Source organism: Azotobacter vinelandii CA (assembly GCF_000380335.1).
GTDB lineage: Bacteria > Pseudomonadota > Gammaproteobacteria > Pseudomonadales > Pseudomonadaceae > Azotobacter > Azotobacter vinelandii.
The window spans coordinates 3,611,365-3,632,739 of record NC_021149.1 but is presented as its reverse complement, the minus strand read 5'-3'; the positions used below and the strand labels follow the sequence as shown (position 1 = coordinate 3,632,739).

Below are 21,375 nucleotides of genomic sequence, written 5' to 3'. Positions count from 1 at the left end.
CCTGCACAGTGCGTCGGCCCCCTGCAAGCAAGGCCGCTAGATCAATCAGGCACACATGAGCGGATTTTCATCATGGCTCGGGGCAGCCAATGCCTCATCGGAAGCCGGATATACGCAAGCAGTCGTACCTACGTTCGTCGGCAGGGCAAATCACTGGCAAACCGGGGGGAGTCCATATATGCACTGTATGCCCGAGCCATTCTGGTCTCCTTGTCCGAGCGGGAGAGGAGAACCGAAATGACCAGGAAGAGCAACCCCTGTATGTCGAATTCGTATTTTCTAAAAATGCTCTAGATTGCGCCGCAACCGGAGAACTTCAGGAGGCGCCATGCTGGTTCGGCTTTTCAGAGCGCGGTTACTACCGATAGCTGTGTCGATGGCATCCATGGCCACGATTTCGGCCGACGCAGGAACGGGCGGTGGCGCGGATCACCCTGACATTCGATTACCCGTCATTCGCCAGGAGAACACCATGCAGATCGGCATCGAGATAGAGGGAACCACAATCACCGCGACGCTCGAGGATAGCGAGACCGCCAGGGACTTCGCCTCTTTGCTGCCGCTTTCGCTGACGCTTGAAGACTATGCCTCCACCGAGAAGATCAGCGATCTGCCGAGGCGTTTGTCGACCAGCGGCGCTCCCGACGGTATTACCCCCAAAGTGGGCGATCTGGCCTATTACGCCCCTTGGGGAAACCTGGCCATCTTCCACAAGAACTTTCGCTACTCCAGCGGCCTGGTGAAGTTGGGCACGCTCGACTTGGGCATCGAACTCTTGCGCCGCCCAGGCCCCTGCAAGGTAACGATCCGTAGACTCGAGCGCTGACCCTGGTGTCCGAGGCTGCCCCGATTCAATTCAGGGGCGCATGATTCGCCTCGGCTTGGCGGCCGCGGGACGCCATTGCACCTGGCGCCGCCTCACGGGACGCTGCGCCAACATGATCGGGGAGCGCTGGCGAAAAGGCAGAGGCAGCGGCGCCGGCATCGCTGCCGGCGGGCATGTCGATCAGGTGCTCTTTCCAAGGCCCCTCATTGCGCGTACTGGTCGTTGCCGACCTGCTCCAGCCATTCGACGTTCTTGCCATCGACGGCCTCCTGAAGGGCGATATGGCGCATGCCGTTGGTATCGGTCGCGCCATGCCAGTGCTTCACGCCGGGAGCGATCCGAACCACGTCACCGGGATGGATTTCCTGCTTCTCCTTGCCCCATTCCTGCACCCAACCCTTGCCCGAGGTGACGATCAGCGTCTGTCCGCGTGGGTGGGTATGCCAGGCGGTGCGGGCACCCGGTGCGAAGGTGACGTGGGCGCCACTGACCTGGCTGTACTCCGTGGGGGTGAACAGCATGTCGGCCGTGACCGAGCCTGAAAAGTAGTCGGTTGGGCCGGCCATGCTGGCTTAGGCGCCATTGGCTATCACCTTGATGCCATCGGTATCGGCCAGTGCTGCGCCGGTACAGAGCAGGGCGAGAAGCAGTGTGGCTTGAAACGGGCGCTTCATGGTCATCGGTTTCCTTGCGTGTCGTGGCGATATGAAAGAGCGGGGCTGCGCATCACGCGCCGGCAAAGTGAGTCTTGGATAGGGGGAGGCTGCGCACGCGCTGCCCAGTGAGCGCCGCGACCGCGTTGATCACGGCCGGCGGCACGCCTGGAAGTCCGGGCTCGCCAACGCCGCCCATGGGGGTGCCGCTTTCGACGATGCGCACATGCACACGGGGCATCCGGCCGGGCGGCAGGATGGCGTAGGCGCCGAAGTTGCGCACACGGGGCATGCCGTTCTCGTACACGGCTTCCTCCAGCAGGGTGGACGAAAGCCCCAGTGCCACGGCGGACCTCACCTGGGCCTCGACGATGGCGGGATTGACGATGCTGCCGGGGTCGAAGGCCACCCAGACATCGTGGACCACTACCGATCCGTTCTCGATGGACACCTCGGCGATGGTGGCCACCTCGCTGCCGAACGGCGACGCCATGGCTACGCCCCGCGCTCGCTTGCTGCCATCGCTGGCGCTGAAGGGGCCGCGTTTCCAGCCACCCGAAAGCTCGGCGACCGCCTGCAGCAGCGCCTTGTGCCGCGGTTTGTCCGCCAGCAGGCGCAGGCGCAACTCGTACGGGTCCTGCTTGCCGGCATCGGCCACTTCATCGAAGAAGGACTCGTAGAGGAAGTCGTTCATCGAATGTCCGACCGAACGCCAGAAACCGATGGTGGGAGGGTGTTCCAGGTAAACCTGGGCGACCCGCCGGTCGGGGATGGCGTAGGGTTTCTCGGCGATGCCCTCGACCGCCGAGTCGTTGGCCTTGTCCGGCTGGCGGCCGAACCAGCGCTCGGTCGGACTCTCGCCGACGGCCTCGGCGTACAGCGCTTGCGGCAGGCCGTTCTCGTCGATTCCGGCGCGGAGGCGCGCCAGGCCCATCGGCCGCAGCGCATCGCGAAGGAACTCCTCTTCGCGGCTCCAGATCAGTTTCACCGGGCGTCCGACGGCCTTGGCCAACTGGATGGCCTGGGGGAAGGGGTTCGCCGTGCCGTAGAGGAAGTGCCGGCCGAAGAAACCGCCCAGTGGCGAGGAGTGGACGATGACCTTGTCGGGGGCGATGCCCGCGGCCCTGGCTGCGGCCTGCTGGAACATTTCCTGGGCCTGGTTGGGTAGCCATAGCTCGAGGGTCCCGTCTGTGTTCCAGCGGGCCAGTGCCGAAGGCGGTTCCAACTGGCCGTGGACCAGATAAGGGGCGTCATAGGTCGCCTCGATGACCTGGCTGGCGCTCTCCAACGCCTTGGCGGCGTCGCCGATGCTCTCGGCGGAAATCCCGGGACCGGGAGCGGCGGCAAGCGTGGCGCGCATGCCGGCGGAGGAGAAATTGGCGGGCATGGCGTGCGGGGTTCCCGGTGCGGCTTCCTTCCAGTCGACCTTGAGCGACTCCACGGCGCGCCGGGCCTGCCACCAGCGCCGAGCCACCACAGCGACCGCGCCGGGTAGGCGATGGATCGAATGCACGCCCGGCATCGCCCTGACTTCGGACTCATTGGCGATGGCCTCGGGCTCGCCACCCATGCGCGGTGCGTGCTGGACAGCCGCCAGGAGCATGCCTTCGACTTCGGCGTCGATGTTGTATTTCACCTTGCCGGTGGACTTGTCGTGGGCATCCAGGCGTGGCACGGACTTGCCGATCCAGCGGAAGTCCTTCCTGGCGCGCAGGGGTACCTGTTCAGGGGGCTGCAGCGCAGCGGCGAGGGCGGCCAGTTCGCTGTAGCTCAGGGTTCGGCCGGAGGCCGTGTGTACCACGACGCCGGGCTGTGTGGTCAGGCTCGCCAGCGGCACTTTCAGTCTGGTGGCGGCGGCCTGCAGCAGCATGTGGCGGGTGGAGGCTCCGAGGCGACGCATCACTTCGAAGCTGGAACGTACCGAGAAGCTGCCGCCCGTGAAGCGGGCGCCATTCACCAGCAGGTAGTCGGCTCCCGGCGGGGCGCATTCGACGGAAAAACGATCCGGCGCGATATCGAGTTTTTCGCCGACGATCTGGGCGAAGGCGGTGTAGATGCCTTGGCCGCCTTCGACGAAGGGGCTGCGCAGCAGCGCCGTACCGTCGGGACGGATTTCCAGGAAGGCCGGGACACGGGTACCGGGCTTGATTTCGGCGGCCTGGCTCTGCGCGGCTCTCACGACCTTGCCGGGCAGCAGGGCGCCCAGTACCAGTGCGCTCAACGAGGCCCCCACGAACCGGCGGCGGGACAGATTGAAGGGCTTGCCGTCCGTGGGCAGGGTGTCGGGAATCTGGGGCATGTGCATCGGCATCATTTCCTCAGCCCTTGGCCAGTTGTTGCATTGCATCGGCGATGGCGTTGTAGGTTCCGCAGCGGCAGAGATTAATCATGGCCGCGGCGATTTCGGCTTCGCTGGGTTTGGCGTTCTGTTTCAGCAGAGCGGTGGCGGTCAGAACCTGGCCGGATTGGCAGTAACCGCACTGGGGGACCTGGTGCTCGATCCAGGCCTCGACCACTCGCTTGCCCACCGGGTCCTCTTCAATGGACTCGATGGTTGTGATGGCTTGGTTGGCAACAGCGCTGACCGGCATCACGCAGGAGCGGATGGGATGCCCGTCCGCCAGCACGGTACAGGCCCCGCATTGCGCGGCGCCACAGCCATACTTGGTGCCTGTCAGACCCAGCTCCTCACGGATGACCCAGAGCAGCGGGGTATCGGCGGCAGCATCCACCTGGCGTTTGGTTCCATTGATCGTCAGTTCCATGGGTCTTCTCCTCGGATGGCTTAGCTATCGCTGGCCTCGTGCCAGACATCATGGTGTTCGTAATCGGGGCTGAGCGCTGTGTCGGGGACGGGCGGCTCGGCATCGGTGGTCATTCCGGGCCCGGGGGCCGGTGACCGACGGGCGAGGCTGCCTGGCCAGTTGGAAGGGCATCGGCGATGCAGCGGCGACCGTAGGTTTCGGATCGTTCCCGCTGCCCTGAAGGCCTGGTCCACTTGAACGCAGCGAGTATTAGCCCAGACGAAATGCCGGCTCAGGTAGACGGAAAGATTGCATGGACCTATGCGTGCGATTGATTAATGGAGGCGGAACGGCTTCAGGACGGTGAGGCCGGTACCGATGCACGCGGTTGCCGCACACGGCTGAAGTCGCGTCCGCCAACGGCGCAGCAGGAGAAGTGGGGATGCCATAGCCCGCGTGCAGAGCTCGAGGCCTGGGCGATTGGGGGGCCGAGCGGCGCCCCGCGCAGAGTGTTTCGGAGGGCATGAGCGGCCTGCCGCTGGGGCTGCGCTGGGGCGAGGGGCTGGAGCCAGTCGAAGGATTTATCAATAGGGTTCATGGGCTTATCCGCTCTCCACGCCTTATGAGGTGGGAGGCGCAGTGCTGGCGTCTTCGCCGATTGCTCAGTGTTTCGCGGCGGTTGTCCGGCAACAAGCCTATTCATTGAGCCAACGTTCATCGAGGTCGTTTGGTATGCAGCATCTGGACTTGCAGGTTATCGAGCAGGCGTTGGCGTGGTCGCGCGCAGGTGAGGAAGTGTGGCTGTGCACGGTGCTGGCCACGTTCGGTTCCTCGCCCCGCGAGCCCGGCTCCCTGCTGGCGGCGCGTCGCGATGGTGCGCATATCGGCTCGCTGTCCGGTGGTTGCGTGGAGGAGGACTTTCTCGAGAGGCTGCAGGATGGGGCGTTCGAGTGCACCGTCACGGCTCTGCGCTACGGTGATCCCTCGGGGCCGCAGGGTTCGCGGATCGCACTGCCGTGTGGCGGGATTCTCCAGGTGCTGATCGAGCGGTTGCCTGCGGACAGCACCACCTGGCGTCACCTGGAGAGCCTGCGGGCAACGCTGCAGGGGCAGCGTCATCTGCTGCGCTGTGCCGATCTGCGCAACGGCGAGCTGCGGTTGCACGAGGACGATGGCCTGGGACCGCGCGTGGTCGAGTCGGCGGATGGACATTCGGTCGGGATACGCGTCGGACCGGCCGCGCGGTTGATCATCGCGGGTATCTCGCCGGTGTCCGTGGTCTGCGCGCAGTTCGCACTGGCCCTGGGTTTCGAGGTCATTGTCTGCGATCCGCGCGAAGAGGCTCATGCCGGCTTCGACGTGCCCGGTATCGAGGTGCGCCAGGAACTGCCTTCGCTGTTCATCGCCGCCGATGGCTGCCACACGGCCACCGCCGTGGTAGCGCTGACCCACGACCCGCGAATCGATGATCTGGCGATGATCGAGGCCGTGCGCACGCCCGCGTTCTACATCGGTGTCATGGGCTCTCAACGTACCTCGGCGGCACGTGCCGAGCGCCTGCGTCGCTCCGGTGGCCTGAGCGAGGCAGAGATCGCCCGTCTGCGGATGCCCATCGGTCTGGCGCTGGGTAGCAAGACGCCGGCGGAAATCGCTCTGGCCGTCATGGCCGACGTCGTCCGTGTCTATCGCGGCAGGCCGCGCGATGCGCTCTGAGCCATCGCTCGACGATGATGAACGGGGCCGGATCATCGACGCGCAGGGACGGCGGCTGGGTAACCTGCGCGTGAGCCTGACCGGCGCTTGCAACTACGCCTGCGTCTACTGCGTGCCGGATGGCAAGCGCCTGCATGCCGATCGGAAAGCGTTGTCTTCGCCCAAGCTGCTCCTGGCCATCGAAATACCTCAAGGTCGTCAACGACCTGCGCACCTTGCGCATCACCGGTGGCGAACCCCTGATCAGTCCGTTGTTCGACGGCTTCATGGCCGAACTGGGGCGCTTGGGCTTCGCGGATGTCTCCCTGACCACTAATGGCCAGTTGCTGTCGCGCAAGCTCCCGGTGCTGCTGGCGGCTGGCATCGAACGCATCAACGTTTCGCTTGATACCCTGGACGCCGGGGCTTTACGCCGCATCGCCCGTGGCGGCGATCTGGCCGAGGTGCTGGAGGGTATCGATCAGGCCCTCGCGGCCGGTGTGCGGGTGAAGATCAACATGGTGCCCCTACGCGGGCACAATCGCGAGCAGGTCTTGCCGCTGCTCGAATACTGCCTGGCACGCGGTATGGAGCTGCGTTTCATCGAGTTGATGCGCATGGGGCACCTGGCCCTGGACCCTGTATCCTTCCAGCGCCAGTTCGTCGGAATGGCGGAAATCCTCGCGATCGTTTCCGAGCGCCACGGATTCGAGCATGTGCCCAGCGCTCCGGACACCACGGCACAACGCTTCGCGATACCGGGGCGCGGCTACTTCGGTGTCATCGCCAACGAGAGTGCGCCGTTCTGCAGCCAGTGCAGCCGCGCGCGGCTGAGCTCCACCGGATGGCTGCATGGCTGCCTGTCTTCCAGTCGGAATCACTACCTGGGGGACGTGCTCGAGCTGCCTCGCGACGGGGCGCTGGCGCGTATTCGCGAGCTGTCCGCGCGAGCGCTGGCGGACAAGCAGGCCGAGCGCTTCTCCGGCGATGCGATGAGCATGAAGCTGATCGGTGGTTGAGCCGCACCCCGTGTCGACATCGCGCGGCCGGCGCCAGCCCGGCGTGGCCTTGGTCTACGGCTCGTAGCGGAGGGCCGAAATCAGCAGGGACATGGCCCCCGACGGTTGCCGCCGGCTGGGGTAGTAGAGATGGTATCCCGACCAGTAGGGGCACCAGTCTTCCAGCACGGACACCAGATGGCCGGTGCGGATGTAGGGCAGCGCCATGTCTTCCGGCACGTACGCCACGCCGAGACCCTCCATCGCGGCGTCAAGGCAGTCATAGATGCTGTTGTAGGTGAGCTGGCCATTCACGCGGACGTTGAGCTGTCGTCCGGCCTTCTCGAACTCCCAGGCCCAGAGTCCTCCGTAGGTGGGCAGGCGCAGGTTGACGCAGTTGTGCTGCATGAGGTCATCCGGCTTCCCGGGGAGGGGATGATTGGCGAAGTATCCTTTGGTGGCCACCACGGCGAACCGGATGTCTGGGCCGATGCGTACCGCGATCATGTCCTGCGCGACGATCTCGCCCAGGCGAACGCCGGCATCGAACCGCTCGGCGGCAAGATCGACCAGGCCATTGTCGGCGAACAGTTCGACTTGGATGCCCGGATACTTCGGCAGGAATTTCTTCAGTCTGGCTGCCAGCACGCTACGGATCGCGTGATCCGAGGCGGTGACGCGTATCGTCCCCATGGGGCTGTCGCGCAGCGCCGACAAGGCGGACATCTCGGCATCGATCTCCTCCAGCTGCGGAGCGACCGACTGCAGCAGCCTTTCGCCAATTTCGGTGGGCGAGACCGTGCGTGAGTTGCGCGCCAGCAGACGAGCGCCGAGCTTCGTCTCCAGCGCCCGCACGGCATGGCTGACGGCCGATTGCGACAGGCCGAGGTGCGCAGCCGCCCGGGTAAAGCTCTTTTCGCGAGCCACGGCAACGAACGCCACCAGTCCGCCGAAGGATTCGCGCAGGATATTGTCTCTCATGCTCGGTCTGTCTTCTTCATACGAGCGGCGTAACCCTATCAATCATCGCCGTTCTTCGCCCAGCGCGCTTCATGCCAGGCTGGCATGCGGCTTTGGGCTCAGGCCCGTGCCGGTTTCCTGATGCGGGTGCCGTTGCCGATGACAAGAGCGGAAAGGACCAGCAGGATCGCGCCGCCCACCAGGGGAGCGGAAGCATTGGCACGGTCCAGGAGCTGGCCGCCCAGTGCGCCGCCCATCATGATCGCCAACTGGATCGAGGCGACCAGCAGTCCACCGCCGCTTTCCGGCTCGTCATCGATTTCCTTGGCCAGCCAGGTGGACCAGCACACCGGTATGGCAGCGTTCAGCGCTCCCCAGCCGACCATCATGGCCGCCACCGCCCAGAAGAGATGCCCGGCCTCCATTATTGCCAGGGTGACGACGGCGAGGGCCAGGGGGAGGTAGCGCAGGAGCGGGTAGAGGCGCTGCCGATGGAGCATGGCGCTGGCGAAGTGGGTTCCCGCGAATCCGGCCATGCCAAGGCCGAGCAGCAGGAGCGGCAACTGGCTCGGGCTCACGCCCGTTTCGGCCTCCAGGAAGGGGCGGAAATAGGTGAAGGCGCCGAACGCACCCGCGAACGTCAGCATGGTCGAGATCATGCCCAGGGCGACATGCCTGCGTTTGAGTAGCTCGAACAGGCGCATCGTCGGAATGGTCGCCTGCGGCGGCATCGCGGGAAGGCTCCTGGCCTGCCACAGCAGGTTGACGATCACCAGCGGAACGAGAGCGCCGAACACCACTCGCCATCCGAGGAGTCCTCCCACGTAGGCCCCGATCGGAGCGGCGAACGTCGTGGCGATGGCATTGCCCATGTAGATGGTGCCAAGCGCCTTCGGTACACGCTCGGCAGGCACCAGCCGGATGACGGTCGCCGTGGCCAGCGACCAGAAACCGCCGATCGCCAGTCCCAGCAGGGCGCGGGCCGTCATCAGCAGGGAAAAGTCGGGCGCCAGGGCGATCATGATCAGCGACAGCAGCATCAGCAGGGTCATGCCCATCAGGACGTGCCGGCGATCGAAGCGCCCGGCGACAGGTGCGATGAACAGGCTGGACAGCACCGCGAAGAGGCCGGACACCGAGATGGCCTGTCCCGCCAGGCCCTGGGTGGCCTGCAGGTCTTCGGCGATCGGTGTCAGCAGGCTGACCGGCATGAATTCGGAGGCGATCAGCAGTGCCACGCAAAGCGCCATGGAACCCACGGCGCTGCCTATCTGCCGTTGGGCAGATACGGATTCGAGAGTTGAAGTCGTCATCGGTCTACTCTGGCAATACGCAACCCGGCACCGCCTCGCGGAAGAGGGGCGCAACGTGGTCGAGGTCGGATGAAGGTGCGGCCGGGCGTGCATGTCGCGAGCGGGATGGTTCGCTTGCCGCCGCTGTTGGAGCCCCATGATAGGGATGCCGGACTATTCGAAAAACACAAAACTCTGAATAGCGCTATGAACCCGGCTGATTAATCCTGTCGCCTGTGCGGCATGGCTCGTCCACGAATGGGGCCTCCACCGCTGAAGGCCGTCCCGGGGCGGAAGCGTGCCTTCCTCGGGCGAGGCTATTTCCTGTAGCGCAGCGCCTCGATCAGGATCTGCATGGCTCGTGAGATTTCATGCTGGTTGGAGTAGTAGAGGTGATAGCCGGGAAACTTGCGCCACCAGCTTTTCATCACGGGCAGCAAGCGTCCCGATTCGAGATGCGGACGGGCCAGATCTTCAGGAACGTAGGCCAGTCCGAACCCCGACAACGCGGCGTTCAGGATCTGGTAGATACCGTTGAACACCAACTGGCCCTCCACCCGCACATTCGACTCGCTCTGGCTCTTCTTGAGTTCCCAGGCGTACAGGTTGCCCCGTGTCGGGAGCCGCAGATTGATGCACTCGTGGTTCGCCAGGTCCTGGGGTTTGTCGGGCATCGCGCGTGAAGCGAAATACGACGGCGCGCCGACGATGGCGAATTGCAGGTCGGGCGCGATGCGCACGGCCGAGCTGTCCCTGGTCAACCCATCGCCCAGGCGAACGCCGAAGTCGTACCGGCCCTGGACGATATCGGTGAGGGCGTAGTCGGAATTCAGCTCCACCTTGATCTTCGGGTAGGCGGGCAGGATCTCGGAGAGCTTCGGCCACAGCAGGGTGTCGATGGCATGTTCGGTGGCGGTGATGCGGATCGTGCCGGCCGCTGTTTCGCTCAGCTCGGCGACATGCCGCAGCTCCGACTCGATGTCCTTGAGCCGGGGGGCGACCACGCGCAACAGCCGTTCGCCGGCCTCCGTGACCGATACGCTGCGCGTGGTCCGCGTCAGCAGTCGCACCCCGAGACGGGCTTCCAGCCCACGGATCGTATGGCTGAGCATCGACTGGGAGATGCCGAGCTGGGCGGCTGCGCGGGTGAAGCTGCGTTCCCGTGCAACGGCTATCAAGGCGAGCAACTCGCTGTAGTGTTCCCGAGGCATCGATTCGTTCCAGGCATGGACGGCGAAATTGTACCAACCGGATACGCCCCGTTCCTCTTTCGGCGGCCAGGCGCGATGGCGCCCGCAGGCCGCCTGGTTATCAACCGTGACAGGAACTCAACGATGAAGTCGGGATTCTCGGCTGGGCCGCGTGGGTGGCACACAAAGACTGTCCCCGGCGGCTGACGGCACCTGCCGGGGTCGAAGGTGGCTACGAGGGCCTCGGTATGCGGTGGAACCGCCGTCGACGGCCAAGGCCTGGCCGGTGACGAAGGTGGAGCCGGGGCTGCACAGCCACAGCACCGCATCGGCGATTTCTTCCGGGCGTCCCAGGCGTGCCATCGGCAGTTCGCGCAGCAGGTCATCCATGACCAGCATGCCTCTGTCCAGCATGTTCGACACCATGGGCGTGTCGATCGTACCGGGACATACGGCGTTCACGCGGATGCCGCGCGCGGCATATTCGGGGGCGGCGCTGCGGGTCAGGGACCACGCCGTGCTTGGAGCCATGGTAGGCGGCAAGCAGTCCGCGGCCGACCAGTCCGCCAATCGACGAACAGTTGACGATCGCACCGCTGCCCTGATGCCGCGTCTGCACCAGTTCGTGTTTCATGCAGGCCCGGACGCCGCGCAGGTTGACGGCGGTGACACGGTCGAAATCCGCCAGCGGCTGATCGGCGATCTCGCTGGCGGGAACCTGTATGCCCGCATTGTTGAGAGCGGTGTCCAGTCGGCCGAAGGTCGAAACGGCCTGTCCGACCAGCGCCTCTACCTGTGCCTCGTCGGAAACGTCGCAGGCCACGCCGATAACGTCGCCACCAGCGTCCTCGAGGGATTCCGTCGCGTGCTGCAGGGCTGCCTCGTTCACATCCGACAGCACGACAGAGGCCCCGGCGGCGGCAAAGGCGCGGGTCGTGGCCAGTCCCATGCCCGAGGCGGCGCCGGTGACCAGTGCCACCTGTCCCTTGAAGTCATAGGTGATGCCCATGGGCCTTCTCTCGATCAACCCGCCAGGGTGGCGGAGTCGATCACGAAGCGGTACTTGATGTCGCCCCTGAGCATCCGTTCGTAGGCCTCGTTGATCTGCTCGGCCCTGATCAGCTCGATGTCCGCGACGATGCCGTGCTCGGCGCAGAAGTCGAGCATTTCCTGAGTTTCCGGGATGCCGCCGATCATCGAGCCGGCGATCGAGCGGCGCTTGAAGATCAGGTTGAACACGTCGGGGGAAGGGTGGGGCGAGGCCGGCGCGCCCACCAGCGTCAGGGTGCCGTCCCGCTTCAACAGGCTCAGGAAGGCATCGAGGTCGTGCGGCGCGGCAACGGTATTCAGGATCAGGTCGAAGCTCTTCGCATGGGCCGCCATTTCCCCGGGATTGCGCGATACCACGACCTCGTCGGCGCCGAGTGCCTTGGCGTCCTCGCGTTTGGACGCGGAGGTGGTGAACGCCACCACGTGCGCGCCCATCGCATGGGCGAGCTTGATGCCCATGTGGCCCAGGCCGCCGATGCCGACGATGCCGACCTTCTTGCCCGGGCCGGCCTGCCAGTGACGCAGCGGCGAGTAGGTCGTGATGCCCGCACACAGCAGCGGCGCCACGGCGGCGAGCTGATCTTCGGGGTGCCGGATGCGCAGCACGTAACCTTCGTGCACGACGATCCGCTGCGAGTAGCCGCCCAGCGTCCAGCCCGGCTCGTCCGGCGTCGGGAAGTTGTAGGTGCCGACCATGCCATCGCAGTAGTTTTCCAGGCCGGCGTCGCATTCTTCGCAGTGCCTGCAACTGTCGACGATGCAGCCGATGCCCACCAGGTCGCCCGCACGGAAGTCCGACACATGCGCACCGACGGCCGACACGCGGCCGACGATCTCATGGCCCGGAACGCAGGGGAACCGGGTGCCGGCCCACTCGGCGCGCACCTGATGCAGGTCGGAATGGCAGATACCGCAATAGGTGATGTCGATCTGGACATCATGCGGCCCCGGGGGGCGGCGGGTGATCTCCAGCGGTTCGAGGGGCTTGTCGCCGGCATAGGCTCCGTATGCTTTTACAACCATGGAAGGCTCCTTTCATCAACGTGCCGTGCGCTCGATATGACGCGCGGGCGAGATGGCCAATGTAGGCCGATACGGGCCGATCGAATAAGTCACCAGGGTCGCACGCACCTATGCAGCAGATTGATCAATCCGGGTTCGTCGTTCGCCTTCGGGCGCCCGGCAGGTACGGGTGGCGGGGTAATCCGCGTCGAGCGAAAAGGCCACGTTCAATGGCATGGCCTTTTTATCGAGCGACCGTGGCAACACGGATAGTCGGGCTACTTCAGGTTGTTACGGAAGAAGGCGGTCAGTTTGTCGAACGGGATCAGACTGACGCGATCATAAAGATCCACATGGCCGGCGCTTGGGGTCACCAGCAGTTCTGCAGCCATTACAGTGAGTGCGTTCAATAGAACGCCAAACAATAGAATCAACTTCCTCATTATTGGAACTTCCTTCTGTGACCGATGAGGTCGATTCTCCACTTTGGAGGCGACGATCGAATCGAGCCTGGCCAGTCACTCTATGTCGCGTCAGGTTGCCCGGTAGGCTGGAAAGACCACACGCACCTATGCACCAGATTGATCAATTCGTTTCGCAGGTCTGCCATTCATTCCACCAGTGGTCTGGATCAGCAGTTTGCGTGAGCGGATCGAAGAGGAGAAATCCTACTGAGAGGGCTATCTGCGCTGCAGGAGATTGCCATGGCTGATCCTTGTGCCATGCCAATCACTCCGTGCGGGCAGTGACTCTCGCTGCTGGGCCGGAAAAGCGTCGACCTGATCGGCATGCTGTCTGGCGACTGCACCCCGAGCTGGAAATTTCAGGTCGCTACGGTATTTCGGAGAACCTTGACGCTCGATCTTTCCGGGTTTTGCAGGCTTTTTTCGACGCCGCCACATTGACGAGGGCAAGGAGTATCGGTTCACCGTCTCGTGGGTGAACTCTCCGAGTGGTAAGCGGTGGGCCTTGAAGTTGAAACCACTGCTCCTCGACCGATGATTCTCCGAGCAGTGTTGGAATGTGGTGCACACAGGCGCCGGCAATTCAGATGGCGTGTATAGCCGGAGAATGTTGCGCGACTGAGGCTCTTTGAGTGCCCAATACTTATTCTCTGAACATATTCGCTTATAAATACTTCAATACGTAGTTTTTGCGGGGTTTCCTTGACATCGCCGTGATCGGCTCTGAGGGGGCAACCCGTAATTTAGCCAACGAGAACAACATATGCAGGAGTCGTTCATTACCCCGGGAGCAGCGTGCTTCTGGTGCATTGAAGCCGCGCATCGGCAGGTTCGTGGCGTTACCGGTGTCGAGGTGGGTTATGTCAGTGCTCGATCACCGGTTCCGGTATGAGGGGAGCCTTGGGCGACTGCGCGCTCGTCCCGCATAGCAGACTGGTCGTCGGAAGTAAGGTGACGTCGTGGGAAGGGCAGCCCAATCAAGTCGCTGGTGCCGCCGGGAGAGCAGGGAGGAAGTATCAGGCCATTGCGGGATCGGTGATGGTGGACAACCCGGGCGCTGTCCACCTCATACATTAGTTGCCGTTGTAAGCGAAGGCTTCGGCGGTCTCGGGAGTCCAGCCATACGGACGCGGACGGTTGCCGTGGCACCACCTTGTCGCCTTCGGCGAAGACGTAGTTCGGCGAGCGGTATTTCTTCAGTTCGCCGCTGTCGGTGCGTACCAGGTAGATACGCTCGCTGGCACCCAGGGCCTTCTGGCCTGAACCGCCGAACAGCGCGCCGAAGCCTGCGCCGATCACCGCACCGATCGGACCGCCGACGGAGCCGGCCATCATGCCGCTCATGCCACCCGTGGCCTGGCCCGAAGTCTCACTCGTCACTTCCCGGACGATTTCGGCGGCGTTGACGGTGCCGACGGTGAGCATGCCGATGGTCAGGGCCAGCATTCCGAATTTGTTCATGGTGGTTCCCCCAGAGCGAGACGAGCGGTCGTTACCAGTCGATTCAATCGGGACGGGATGTGGCGCTGTTATCGCCGCTGTTCCGTCTTCCTTGGTATGGAAGCTACCGATTTCGTTGACATGGATCAATAAAAAAATCGCTTTCTTATGCTTAAGGAGGGGCCGGGCTGGCAAGGCTGCTTCTTCGGCTGCGCGCTTTGCCGGGAGCGGGCAAATGCCTGTCGCTTTGCCGGAGGAGGGTGGTCACCTCCCTCCTTGCCTTCAGGCCATGCCTACGCCATGGAGCCGAAAGCGCTGCCTATTCTCAGGGCGATTCTTCCATCCTATCGGTCGATAAAGCGTTGCCGGAACCACAGGTCAAGCATGTATTTCTCGGCGTAGAGCGGATCTCTGATGCCATATCCGTGCCGTCCGGGGTGCTGCAGATACGAGGGGTCGGTGATCCTTGCCTTCTCGCTGGCGATCACCGTGCCGTTACGCCGTAGCTCATAGTTCAGGTTGATGCTCGGCCAGTCGATTTCACGCATCACACGCATGTCGTAACCCTGACTCCTCCACCAGGGCTCGTGACGTCCGGCCAAGTCGATGTCGGTCACCTCGACATGCAGGCTCAGGCCTGGAGCCAGATAGCGCTCGCCCAGGTATTCGAAGCTGGTGCGCAGTTCGTTCAGCACTCGTTCGTCGGCACCACGGTGGCGGCCGCTCAGGGTGGCGTCACGGAAGTTCTCGGGCTGTGTGAACTCGACCGTGACACGAGGCTCTGCCGCGATCGGCCTTGACCCGCCGACGGCCAGATCGAGCGTCGTCAGCGCGGCGAACAGGATGGAGCGCATCACCTGTCTCCTAGCGGCTCTTGATCCGGAGATTCCTCCAGAAGGTCCTGGCTGCCTGAATGACCTGAACGAGGAACACTGCTCTCATCAGGATAGGAGTTGAGAGTCGCACCATCGGCGACATTGTTCTAGCCCATGGCTCACGCCAAAAATCGGAGTGCGCGCCTGGTTCGATGAGCCGTGTCCGTATGCTCGGCCCCGCAGCTCGAGAGCGGTGCGGGGTGCCGGCGGGCCTGGGGGGAGGGCGCACAGGCGTTTCGTTGGCGACTCGTCCGGCTCGCTCTTCGAGCGCCGGCCGGGGCCCCATAACCGGGCAGGCTCGCAGCAGGGCGGCCTCGAGCCGGAAATGCCGGTCATGGAGGGGGCGAGACGGTTGATCCATCTCAACTTCAGTCATCGACGGAGAATTACAGTTCACTGTATCGATCGCCCTATTTTCGAGGAGATTTCTTTTGTCCGCCGTTACCGCAGCCCCGGTTGCCAACCCCCGATTCACCAGAGGACAGGCCATCGGCGCCATTCTGGCCGTCGCGGCCGCCGTCGGCATCGAGCTTCTGCCGCTGCAAGGCAGCTTGCCCGCCGCCGGCCAGCACATGCTGGCCATACTGGCTTTCGCCGTGATCATCTGGATTTCGGAGGCGATGGATTACACCGTCAGCTCCATCCTGATCGCAGCCCTGATCATTTTCCTGGTGGGCAGCGCCCCCTCGGTGGCCAATCCCGATGTGCCATACGGTACCCAGGGGGGACTCAAACTGGCGCTGGCGGGTTTTTCCAATTCGGGCCTGGCGCTCGTCGCCGCCGCTTTGTTCATCGCTGCCGCCATGACGGTGACGGGGCTCGACCAGCGTATTGCGCTATTCACCATGTCCCATATCGGGGCGGGTGGCAGAAGGGTGCTGATCGTTTCCATCATCGTCACTATCCTGCTCAGCTTCGTGGTACCCAGTGCCACCGCCCGCACGGCCTGCGTGGTCCCCATCATGCTGGGCGGTATCGCTTCTCTGAAACTGGATCGCAAGGGGCCGCTCGCCGCTTCGATCATGATCACCATCGCCCAGGCGACCAGCATCTGGAACATCGGCATCATGACCTCCGCCGCCCAGAACCTGTTGTCGCGGGGGTTCGTGGAAAAGCAGTTCGGCGCCGACCAGGCGCTGGCCTGGGTCGATTGGCTGATCGCCGGCGCGCCCTGGGCGGTCATCATGTCGGTCATCCTTTATTTCGTGGTGCGCAAGGTGTTGCCGCCAGAAATCGAGGAAATCCCCGGTGGCAAGCAGGCCATGGCCGAATCCTATAGGGCGCTGGGTTCCATGACGGCTCCCGAAAAGCGCCTGCTGGCGATCTCGCTCGTTCTCCTCGGACTCTGGGCGACGGAGAACAAGCTTCATTCGCTCGACACCGCCTCTACCACCATCGCCGGTGTCGCTCTGATGCTGCTTCCCGGTATCGGCGTGATGACCTGGAAACAGGCGCAGAAGCTGATTCCCTGGGGAACGGTGATCGTCTTCGCCGTTGGCATCAGCCTGGGCACCGCGCTGCTCGATACCAAGGCGGCACAGTGGCTTTCCAGTTCCGTGGTACAGGCTTTCCAGCTTGATACGCTGTCGCCCTTCGCCATTTTCGCCCTGCTGTCGGCTTTCCTGATTCTGATCCACCTGGGCTTTGCCAGTGCCACCGCGTTGACCGCCGCCCTGATGCCGATCCTGATCAATGTGCTGGCCAGCGTGCCGGATCTGAACGCACCGGGCATCGCCATGCTGTTGGCCTTCACTGTCAGCTTCGGTTTCATCCTGCCCGTGAACGCACCGCAGAACATGGTCTGTCTGGGTACGGAAACCTTCACTACGCGACAGTTCACCATGGTTGGCCTCTGGCTCACGGTGGCCGGCTATGCGCTGCTGCTCCTCTTCGCCCTCACCTGGTGGCCCCTGCTGGGGCTGATCTGAAGGCGCCGGCCGATGCGGGCGTCGGCCGTGTCATGGACCCTTCGGGGCAGCCAGGCGCGAGCCGGTGGTTTGGGGACTGAGCCAGGTCCGGGTGTCGGTCCGAAAATGGAGTGATCGGTTGGGCGGATTCCTGTGCTTCCTTCTGCTATTGTTCCTGGCAGTGGGCTTTGCGGTTGTTCATAACCTTGCCGCGCCGTTCATGGTGCGCTTCGTGGAGGACAGTATGGCTCGGGCTCGTCGTCGAACGAATCGTGCTTCCAAGCAGGTAGTCGAGCTGGCAATGGCTGTGCCGCTTGTCGTCGCGCAGCGCATGGCACGCATGGCCATGGCGGGGACGGCTCCGACCGCCAGGGACCGACGCGAGTTCCAACTGATGGGAGCGGAAAAGCTGGCCGCCTTCGGTGAGTCCTGGATGGCCATGTACCTGCAGATGTTCCATGCCAATCAGGAGCTGGTCTTCTCGCTGATGAGGACGTGGAACCCGATGCTGGTCGGCAAGGATGCATGGTTCAAGTCGGCGCAGGCGGTTCAGTCCGCCATGCTGGATGTGCTGGGCAAGGGGGTGGCTCCGCTGCATAGGCGGGCGGTGGGCAATGCCAAGCGCTTGAGCCGCTCCAGCCCTGGGCGATGATGGCGGTGGCTTCGGCTGGCCGTGGGTAACTTTTGCAGAGTTCTCGCGGTCCTCCGGAAACCTCTTCCGAACGATATACGTCTTTTCACTCGATCTTCCCCGCCGCGCTCCGCTCTCTGTTGCCGAGCCGCAGAATGATATACTCGCTTTCCGCGCCCGTGCCTGCAGGTCCCAGCGAATATGACCCACATTTCCGAACGCTTCCTCATCCAGGCCCATCTCGATGCCAAGCAGATCAGGCCGCTGAGCGCCGAGGAAGAAGCCCATTACCGTCGCGAGATCGCCGCTGAGTTGCGCAGGCAGAACGCCGTACTGGTCGCCCACTATTATTGCGACCCGGTGTTGCAGGCACTGGCTGAGGAAACCGGCGGTTGCGTCGCCGACTCCCTGGAGATGGCCCGCTTCGGCAGCCAGCATCCGGCCCGGACGCTGCTCGTCGCCGGTGTGCGCTTCATGGGCGAGACAGCGAAAATCCTCAATCCGGAAAAGCGCGTGCTGATGCCGACCCTGGAGGCGACCTGCTCGCTGGATCTGGGATGTCCGGTGGAGGAGTTCTCCGCCTTCTGCGACCAGCATCCCGAGCGCACGGTGGTGGTCTATGCCAATACTTCGGCGGCGGTCAAGGCACGGGCCGACTGGGTGGTCACATCCAGTTGCGCCCTGGAGATCGTGGAAAGCCTCATGGACAATGGCGAGAAGCTCATCTGGGCTCCGGATCGCCATCTCGGTCGCTACGTTCAGCGCGAAACTGGTGCCGACATGCTGCTCTGGGACGGCGCCTGTATCGTTCACGAGGAGTTCAAGGCCAGGCAGTTGCTCGACATGAAACAGCTTTATCCCGACGCTGCCGTGCTGGTCCATCCGGAGTCCCCGGAGGCGGTGATCGAACTGGCCGATGCGGTGGGCTCGACCAGCCAGTTGATCAAGGCGGCACAAACGCTGCCCAATTCGACCCTCATCGTGGCCACCGATCGCGGCATCTTCTACAAGATGCAACAGCTTTGCCCGGACAAGCACTTCGTGGAAGCACCCACGGCGGGGAATGGCGCAACCTGCCGTAGCTGCGCGCATTGCCCCTGGATGGCGATGAATACCCTGGAGCGTACCTTGGCGACGCTACGCGGTGGCATCAACGAAATTTTCGTCGATCCTGCTCTGATCCTGCGGGCAGTCAAGCCACTTGCGCGCATGCTTGACTTCACCCAGGCAGCTCGCCTGAGGCTCGCCGGCAATGCCTGATGGGAGGATTGCCCTCTGAGAAGTAGAGGTCCGGCCAGACCTTGCGGGGCTTTTTCAGGGATCAGCGCAGCATTTCCTCGATCATCTTCTTTTCTTCTTTCAGTTCCTGCTGCCGGGCATCCATGCGTGCGGCCAACTGGAAGTTGCTGCTGGCGCGACGCTTGGCAAAATTCAATTGTTCGATGGCCTGGTCATAATTGCCGACCAGAGCAAAGTACTCGGCGCGGGCCTGGTGTACCCCGATGATGTCGCCGGACAGGCCGCGAACTTCCGCGGCCATGTACCAGACATCCGGGTCCTGAGGGCGATTGGCGAGCAACTCGTTGAGTATTTTCTCCGCTGCTGCCGGCTGGTTCTGCTTGAGCAGCAGGTCTGCCTGGGCCTGGCGCAACGGGTAGTTGTCCTGATACAGGGCGAGCAGGCGCTTGATCCGAGCTTCGGCTTCCGCAAGGCGGTTGGCGGTGATGTCCAGGGCAGCCGCGGCAAGATTGTAGTCGATGTCGTTGGGCGACTTGTTGAGCAGGGGCTGCAGCGTTTCCCGGGCTTCGTTGAGCTGGCCGCTCTTGGTCAGGGCCAGCACCAGTCCGTAGCGTGCGGACGTGGATGCGGGTTGTTCGTCGAGCATGGCGCGGAAACGCTTCACGGCCATGCCGGGGGTCTGCTCGTAGATGAGTTGCACACGGGCGCGCATCAACTGGTAGCGGTGGTTGTCCTGACGGCCGCCCGGGCGATATTGCTCTGCGCGGTTACGGGTATCGGCGATGCGCGATTCGGTGACCGGGTGGGTCAGAAGGAACTCCGGCGGTTTGGCGTCGTAGCGGTACTGACGCATCAGGCGCTCGAACATGCTCGGCATGGCGCGCGGGTCATAACCAGCCCTTTCCAGATTGAGCAGGCCGATGCGGTCGGCTTCCTGTTCGTTCTGGCGGGAAAAGCGCCGCATTTCCTGCATTGCCGCCGCCTGGCTGGAGGCAATTGCCGCCATGCCGGCGTCTCCGGCACCTGCAGCGGCAGCGATGATGCCGGCAAGCATGGTGGCCATCATGGGAAGCTGGAGGCGTTGCTGGGCTTCGAGCCCACGCGCGAAATGGCGCTGCGAGAGGTGCGCCAGTTCGTGGGCCAGCACCGCGGCGTATTCGGCTTCGGTCTCTGCGTAGAGAAAAAGGCCGCCGTTCACGCCGATGATGCCGCCGGGGGCGGCAAAGGCGTTCAGTTGCGGGCTGTCGAGCAGGACGAACTCCAGGCGACGGTCCTGTACCTGGCTGGTTTCGCTCAGGCGATAGACACTGGTTTCCACATAGTCTTTCAGTTGTGCATCGGACAGGTGGGGAACCTGTCCGCGTAGCAGGCTGAGCCAGGCTCGGCCAAGCTGATGCTCCTGAGTGGGGGATACGATGGCCGAGCTGGCGTCCCCCAATGACGGCAGATCATTGGCTGCGCCAGGGAGTGCGAGCAGGCATGCGAGAGCGAGGAGGCCGGGGTGCAGGAAATTCATGCGGCAGGTTCTGACGTTCAAAGGCATTGCTGTATCCATTCAAGTCTAGGCGCCTCGGTGTCGGCAGGCACGCCCGGCAGGCGACTGGTCACTTCTCTACCGGCTTGGTTATCCTTGGGACCTTTTCTGGAGAGTCCTATGACTGATGCCGAGTGGCAGGCCGATACCTGCGATGCCGAACTGGATGCCAGTGGCCTGAGTTGTCCGCTGCCTTTGCTCAAGGCCAAGCTGGAGTTGAACCGTCTGCCTTCCGGAGCGGTGCTCAAGGTGACCGCGACGGATCCTGGTTCGCAACGGGACTTTCATGCCTTCGCCAGGTTGGCCGGTCATCGCCTGCTCCATGAGGAGATCGAAGGAGATCGTTTCCGCTATTGGCTACGCAAGGCCTGACGCAGGCTCGTTGGCCGCCGGGCTCAGCGGGACTGCTGCAGAGCCCTGGCTGCGGCCAGCACGGCGTCGACGTGGCCTGGGACCTTCACGCCACGCCACTCCTGGCGCAATACGCCATCCTCGTCGATCAGGAAAGTGCTGCGATCGATCCCCAGATATTCCTTGCCATAGAGTTTTTTCAGCTTGATCACATCGAACAGCCGGCAAAGCTGTTCTTCCTTGTCGGAGATCAGCTCGAACGGGAAGGCCTGCTTGCTCTTGAAGTTCTCGTGGGATTTCAAGCCGTCCCGGGAAACACCGAAGACCAGGGTGTTGGCCGCCTGGAACTCGTCGTGGCGATCACGGAAGCCCTGGCCTTCGGTGGTACAGCCCGGCGTGCTGTCCTTCGGATAGAAGTACAGGACCACCTGCCGGCCTCTGAGTGCGGCAAGCGAAACCGTCTGGCCGCCGGTGGCCTGGGCTTGGAAGTCGGGAACGGGCTGCTCGAGGACGACGGGCATGGAGAC

The 21,375-nt window shown here is 63.5% G+C and carries 19 protein-coding genes and 2 pseudogenes; 8 read left to right on the top strand and 13 right to left on the bottom strand.

Annotation, left to right across the window (positions count from 1 at the left end):
* The first annotated feature begins 328 nt into the window (after positions 1-328).
* Positions 329-826, top strand: coding sequence for a cyclophilin-like fold protein (locus AVCA_RS16155; RefSeq protein WP_012702087.1), 498 nt, complete (start codon positions 329-331; stop codon positions 824-826).
* 203 nt (positions 827-1,029) lie between these two features.
* On the opposite strand, the gene AVCA_RS16150 is transcribed toward AVCA_RS16155, so the two are convergent.
* The 3 genes from AVCA_RS16150 to AVCA_RS16140 all read right to left on the bottom strand — a co-directional run bounded on the left by AVCA_RS16150 (position 1,030) and on the right by AVCA_RS16140 (position 4,244).
* Complete coding sequence (locus AVCA_RS16150) at positions 1,030-1,392, bottom strand: (R)-mandelonitrile lyase (protein ID WP_050764389.1); 363 nt, start codon at positions 1,390-1,392, stop codon at positions 1,030-1,032.
* Between the two features lie 160 nt (positions 1,393-1,552).
* Entirely contained in the window at positions 1,553-3,793 is a 2,241-nt protein-coding gene (locus AVCA_RS16145; protein WP_012702084.1) for a xanthine dehydrogenase family protein molybdopterin-binding subunit, read from the bottom strand.
* A gap of 4 nt (positions 3,794-3,797) precedes the next feature.
* Entirely contained in the window at positions 3,798-4,244 is a 447-nt protein-coding gene (locus tag AVCA_RS16140) for a (2Fe-2S)-binding protein (protein WP_012702083.1), read from the bottom strand.
* Between the two features lie 711 nt (positions 4,245-4,955).
* Here AVCA_RS16140 and AVCA_RS16135 point away from each other — a divergent pair.
* Complete coding sequence (locus AVCA_RS16135; RefSeq protein WP_012702082.1) at positions 4,956-5,936, top strand: XdhC family protein; 981 nt, start codon at positions 4,956-4,958, stop codon at positions 5,934-5,936.
* Positions 5,926-6,934: pseudogene (locus AVCA_RS16130) on the top strand (GTP 3',8-cyclase MoaA). Before AVCA_RS16135 ends, AVCA_RS16130 begins: the two are co-directional and overlap by 11 nt.
* Before the next feature lie 54 nt (positions 6,935-6,988).
* On the opposite strand, the gene AVCA_RS16125 reads toward AVCA_RS16130, so the two are convergent.
* The 6 genes and pseudogenes from AVCA_RS16125 to AVCA_RS26505 form a co-directional block, all read right to left on the bottom strand.
* Positions 6,989-7,894 (bottom strand): LysR family transcriptional regulator, encoded by a 906-nt coding sequence (locus tag AVCA_RS16125; protein WP_012702080.1) that lies wholly within the window; start codon positions 7,892-7,894, stop codon positions 6,989-6,991.
* 98 nt (positions 7,895-7,992) lie between these two features.
* On the bottom strand, positions 7,993-9,186 hold the full coding sequence (locus AVCA_RS16120) for an MFS transporter (RefSeq protein ID WP_236616198.1): 1,194 nt from the start codon (positions 9,184-9,186) through the stop codon (positions 7,993-7,995).
* 296 nt (positions 9,187-9,482) lie between these two features.
* The gene (locus AVCA_RS16115) at positions 9,483-10,376 is read right to left on the bottom strand and encodes a LysR family transcriptional regulator (protein WP_012702078.1); all 894 of its coding nucleotides are present in this window, start codon (positions 10,374-10,376) and stop codon (positions 9,483-9,485) included.
* A 117-nt stretch (positions 10,377-10,493) separates the two neighbouring features.
* A pseudogene (locus AVCA_RS27290) lies at positions 10,494-11,304 on the bottom strand (SDR family NAD(P)-dependent oxidoreductase).
* Positions 11,305-11,378: 74 nt separating this feature from the next.
* Positions 11,379-12,428 (bottom strand): NAD(P)-dependent alcohol dehydrogenase, encoded by a 1,050-nt coding sequence (locus tag AVCA_RS16105; RefSeq protein ID WP_012702076.1) that lies wholly within the window; start codon positions 12,426-12,428, stop codon positions 11,379-11,381.
* A gap of 257 nt (positions 12,429-12,685) precedes the next feature.
* Entirely contained in the window at positions 12,686-12,850 is a 165-nt protein-coding gene (locus AVCA_RS26505; RefSeq protein ID WP_156483618.1) for a hypothetical protein, read from the bottom strand.
* A gap of 784 nt (positions 12,851-13,634) precedes the next feature.
* Between AVCA_RS26505 and AVCA_RS27285 the strand changes: the two genes are divergently transcribed.
* The gene (locus AVCA_RS27285; protein WP_081434900.1) at positions 13,635-13,763 is read left to right on the top strand and encodes a peptide-methionine (S)-S-oxide reductase; all 129 of its coding nucleotides are present in this window, start codon (positions 13,635-13,637) and stop codon (positions 13,761-13,763) included.
* Here the strand turns inward: AVCA_RS27285 and AVCA_RS26880 are convergent.
* Complete coding sequence (locus AVCA_RS26880) at positions 13,730-14,332, bottom strand: hypothetical protein (RefSeq protein ID WP_012702074.1); 603 nt, start codon at positions 14,330-14,332, stop codon at positions 13,730-13,732. The two genes, AVCA_RS27285 and AVCA_RS26880, sit on opposite strands and share 34 nt — an antisense overlap.
* A 323-nt stretch (positions 14,333-14,655) precedes the next feature.
* Positions 14,656-15,165 carry a DUF3016 domain-containing protein gene (locus AVCA_RS16095; protein WP_012702073.1) on the bottom strand — a complete coding sequence of 170 codons (510 nt, stop codon included), beginning with the start codon at positions 15,163-15,165 and terminating at the stop codon, positions 14,656-14,658.
* 452 nt (positions 15,166-15,617) lie between these two features.
* Between AVCA_RS16095 and AVCA_RS16090 the strand changes: the two genes are divergently transcribed.
* The 3 genes from AVCA_RS16090 (at position 15,618) to nadA (ending at position 18,984) form a co-directional block, all read left to right on the top strand.
* A complete protein-coding gene (locus AVCA_RS16090; protein WP_367888946.1) occupies positions 15,618-17,114 on the top strand; it encodes a DASS family sodium-coupled anion symporter in 1,497 nt (498 codons plus the stop codon).
* Positions 17,115-17,232: 118 nt separating this feature from the next.
* Positions 17,233-17,745: a polyhydroxyalkanoate granule-associated phasin gene (locus AVCA_RS26875; protein ID WP_231876213.1), complete on the top strand. Its 513-nt coding sequence runs from the start codon at positions 17,233-17,235 to the stop codon at positions 17,743-17,745.
* Positions 17,746-17,925: 180 nt separating this feature from the next.
* Positions 17,926-18,984, top strand: a complete 1,059-nt coding sequence (gene nadA, locus AVCA_RS16080) for a quinolinate synthase NadA (protein WP_012702068.1) — start codon at positions 17,926-17,928, stop codon at positions 18,982-18,984.
* 61 nt (positions 18,985-19,045) lie between these two features.
* Here nadA and AVCA_RS16075 read toward each other — a convergent pair whose 3' ends face one another.
* Positions 19,046-20,479 carry a M48 family metalloprotease gene (locus tag AVCA_RS16075; RefSeq protein WP_041807324.1) on the bottom strand — a complete coding sequence of 478 codons (1,434 nt, stop codon included), beginning with the start codon at positions 20,477-20,479 and terminating at the stop codon, positions 19,046-19,048.
* Between the two features lie 138 nt (positions 20,480-20,617).
* Between AVCA_RS16075 and AVCA_RS16070 the strand changes: the two genes are divergently transcribed.
* On the top strand, positions 20,618-20,869 hold the full coding sequence (locus AVCA_RS16070; RefSeq protein WP_012702066.1) for a sulfurtransferase TusA family protein: 252 nt from the start codon (positions 20,618-20,620) through the stop codon (positions 20,867-20,869).
* A gap of 23 nt (positions 20,870-20,892) precedes the next feature.
* Here the strand turns inward: AVCA_RS16070 and AVCA_RS16065 are convergent, their stop codons facing one another.
* Positions 20,893-21,369 (bottom strand): peroxiredoxin, encoded by a 477-nt coding sequence (locus AVCA_RS16065; protein ID WP_012702065.1) that lies wholly within the window; start codon positions 21,367-21,369, stop codon positions 20,893-20,895.
* Positions 21,370-21,375 lie beyond the last annotated feature (6 nt).